Below are 3,690 nucleotides of genomic sequence, written 5' to 3' on the forward strand. Positions count from 1 at the left end.
CTTCAACTTCAGGCCGTATTCGGCCTGAAGTTTCTCGATCTGCGCCAGCAACTCATCAAATCGGGTACTCGAGGCCGAATTGAGAAAACCCTGCCCCAGCGAGTAGGACCCCATCGCTCGGCCCTCGCCGAGTGTCTGGGTGACGGCCGGCGTGACGTTGGTAATGAGTTCACTCAGCTGACGCATGTCGCTCTGGCTGTCGCGGCTCAGGCCGGCCTGACTGGCGATGATCTGGCTGAAAATCTGCGCGCTGCCGAGCAACTTGCCGATCAGCGCACTTTTGCTTTGCAGGGAGTTTTCCGCTTGCTGGACCTTGAACGCGGCGATCATTTCATCGCGTTTACCATCGAAAAACGTGATTTGCTCCGGGTCAGTGGTCATCGCCGCCAGCCCCTGCAAACGGCTCAGGACGCTTTGCTCCAGGGCACTTATCGTCGATTCGACATGATTGGCCTTGCCGGACTGGCCCAGAGTGACGTTGATCTGTACCAGGTTGTTCAGGGTCTCCAGGTCCCGACGCAGGCTCAGGCCGCTGCCCAACAGGTCGAGGCTCTGCAACTCGATCCGGGTGCCCTGGAATTCGCGATAGGAGTCGCGCACCAGATAGAAGTTGGTCACCAGCATCGGTACGAGGAACAGCGCGCTGATCAGGCTGAACTTCATGCCGAAGCTCAGGCGGTTCATCAGCGCGACGGCGGGATAGAGCAAGCTCTTCACTGTGAAGTCTCCCTTTGATTTCTTATTTTTATTGGCAGGCGCGCAGAGACAGCAGATAGCCACTATTGGCGCTGCCTCTGTATAGCCTAAATCGGAGGGAGGTTTTGTAACTTAAGGTTAACGACAGGTCGCCGTTGTTGGAGCGGATGAGCCCCTGTGGCGAGCCCCCTCGCCACAAAAGCGTCCGTAGATTGGAGTCAGGACAAAACAGTCCACAACGCAAAACCGGCATACCAAAGCACTGCCGCGCGCAGCAGCAGTTCCCAGATCCGGTCCAGGCTGTTGATGCCGTCCGGGCCGACCACCGGCGCCGGAATTTCACCGGCCACCAGCCCGACCTTCTCGATCAGTTGGGCGGCGCTGATGTTCCAATTCAGCAGTTCATGCAGCATCACCCGGCTGACCGCGACAAAGTTGCCGACCAGCGCGAAGCTCGCCGCCAGCAACCGCACCGGCACCCAATCGAACGCGTGGCGCAGTTGTGTCGCGCGCTCGACCACAGCCGGGTTCTGCCCATGCTCTTCGGCCAGCGCCAGCAATCGATAGCTCAGGGCCGCGACCGGGCCCAACAGGAAGTACCAGAAGATCACCGCGAAAAAGCTCTGATAGGCCTCCCACAATAAATGCCCCTGCACCCGCTCCAGCAGTTRCTCGCCACTGTCGGCGCAGATATCCAGGTCGCGTTTGGCCACATGGGCGGCAGCCTGCAGGTCTTCCCGGCGCCAGGCATCGCGAAAGGGCCCCAGGCCGGCCAGCAGATCGCCACGCCCCAGACTGTAAATCACCACCAACAGGTGCACGGGCAACGCCAGCAAGCCATAGGCCACCGGGTCCAGCACCACCAACAGCAACCCCAGCAGCGCCACCGGCAACAACACCAGCACCACCAGTATCAGCCACGGACGGTTGGTCATGCGTGGGCTCACTTCAAGCTTGTTCAGCTCACGCACCCAACCCGCATCACGTTGAACCCGATGGCGCAGGGCCGAGAATTTCTCGATCCAGACCGCTAACAGCAGCACCAGAAAACTCATTGTTGCTCCTCTTCTTCCTGAGCGGCTTTTGCCAGGTCCGCACGATAGCGCGCCCAGTCAAACGCCGGTCCCGGATCAGTCTTGCGCCCGGGTGCAATGTCGCTATGCCCACAGATACGTTGCGCGGTGATGCCCGTGAAGGCGCTTTGCAGCTGTCGGGTCAGAGTCGTCAACGCCTGATACTGCGCATCGGTAAACGGTAGATCATCCGTGCCTTCAAGCTCGATGCCCACGGAAAAATCGTTACAGGTTTCCCGTCCCTCAAAACACGAAACGCCGGCGTGCCAGGCGCGCTCAAGACAAGAGACAAACTGAGTGACGGTGCCGTCACGTTCAATCAGAAAGTGCGCAGACACCCGCAGGTCGGCGATCCCTGCAAAGTAGGGATGTTCCGTGACATCCAGACGATTCTGGAAAAATTCCTGCACCTTGCCGGTCAGAAACTGCGCGGGCGGCAGACTGATGTTGTGGATCACCAGCAGGGAAATCTCGCCCTCGGGGCGCGCATTGAAGTTGGGCGAAGGGCATAAACGCACACCCTGACACCAACCACTCGCGGGGTCCAACTGCATACAGGCTCCTTCAACGACGACTGTGTTGGCGCCCAGTATGCCGCGATAGACCCTCGGCGCGCGATCACTTGCCGCGATTGAGACGCCGCAGGTTGCCCAGCACCGATTCCAGCGCCCGATCGAACAGCAAGGTGTCGTCCAGCGTGCGCACCGCGCCACGCCGAAACTCCAGGGCCAGGCCGGTACGGTTGCGCTCCAGCACTTTCATTCCGGTACGGTCGACAAAGATGTACTTGCCGGTGGATTCAATGATTGCCGTCAATTTACAACGCAGGGTGTTTTCCTCGTCTTCCTGAAACTCGACCCAGCCCCCCGGGCGCAGTTGATCGACTTGCAGTAGCGCGGCATCATCCTCCGGCAAACGCACCGAGGCCGTTTCGACCGGGCCTTCGTCAGCAGTGCGAAGCACGATTTCCTCCTGCACTTCGACCATTATCGGCCCCTCGACAGGCGTGCTGTTCAGGCTCGGACGTTCAAACAGTTGAACGTGCAGGGCTTCCAGCTCGCTGAAAAACTCGCTGGTAGCAAACGGGTCGAATGCCGAGCTGTTCAGCCCATCGCGCAATGACTTGAGCAACCCTGGCACCAGCGCCAACAAGCGCAGGCTCGCATCGGGTTCGTCATGGCGCTGCACGCTCCAGATCAACTGCTCCATGGTCTGCACATCGGCGTGCCATTCGGCGGACTGATCACCGTGCTTGAGGCCGGTCAGCAACAGCACTTTGCTCCAGGCCTCCTGAACAAACACCACCACGCTGTGCGGCAAAACCTTGCCCACCAACACCTGATTCAACACCTGCTCGACGCGCTGACGGGCCAGTTCGGTCCTGGCGCGTCCTTCTTCGGCGTCTCGGGTGCGCTGCTCCAGCAATTCACTGCGACGACGCTCGTCATGGGTGAAGGCGAGGAAATCCGCCAGCAGTTCGGAAAAGATCGCCGGGTCATCGACAAAGTCGTTCAACAAGCGCTGCACCACCTGCTCAATGCGCAGGTACAGACTGTCGCGCTGATGGTCATCGCACTCGCCCCAGCCCATGGCCGCCGCGGCGATTTCGTTGAGCAAGCGCCGGGCGGGATGGCTGCTGCGGCTGAAAAAACTCTTGTCGAGCACTGCGACTTTCAGCATCGGAATCTGCAAGCGGCCAATCAGCGCCTTGAGGGAGTCCGGCAGGTTGCGGTCATCGAGAATGCATTCGAAGAGCATGGCGATCAGGTTGATCACGTCTTCATCAGCCACCCCGACCACCCGCGACCTGCCACTTTTGACGCTGACCCGGGTCAGCAGCAGTTCGAGCTGGTTACGCAGGTCGAAGTCGTCCTGAACCGCCAGCGCCGGCACATATTGCTGCAAGTGCGAGAGCAGTCGC

At 60.0% G+C, this 3,690-nt stretch carries 3 protein-coding genes and 1 pseudogene; all 4 read right to left on the reverse strand.

All coding sequences use genetic code 11. From position 1 onward, the window contains the following. Window positions 1–717: pseudogene (locus AC1DLB_RS24595) on the reverse strand (methyl-accepting chemotaxis protein); the annotation flags it as partial. 197 nt (window positions 718–914) lie between these two features. Continuing rightward, complete coding sequence (ampE, locus tag AC1DLB_RS24600; RefSeq protein ID WP_477785802.1) at window positions 915–1,751, reverse strand: regulatory signaling modulator protein AmpE; 837 nt, start codon at window positions 1,749–1,751, stop codon at window positions 915–917. Then, a complete protein-coding gene (gene ampD, locus AC1DLB_RS24605) occupies window positions 1,748–2,323 on the reverse strand; it encodes a 1,6-anhydro-N-acetylmuramyl-L-alanine amidase AmpD (protein WP_018929494.1) in 576 nt (191 codons plus the stop codon). The genes ampE and ampD overlap by 4 nt, the downstream gene beginning before the upstream one ends. Window positions 2,324–2,387: 64 nt before the next feature. After that, window positions 2,388–3,690: DUF1631 domain-containing protein (locus AC1DLB_RS24610; protein WP_477785803.1), on the reverse strand; the 1,303-nt coding region annotated here is incomplete at its 5' end.

It is taken from the genome of Pseudomonas sp. 05N434, assembly GCF_056396965.1.

Excerpts from the sequence above, each read along its gene's own strand:
- ampD (WP_018929494.1), bottom strand. The coding sequence starts at position 2,323 with ATGCAGTTGGACCCCGCGAGTGGTTGGTGTCAGGGTGTGCGTTTATGC.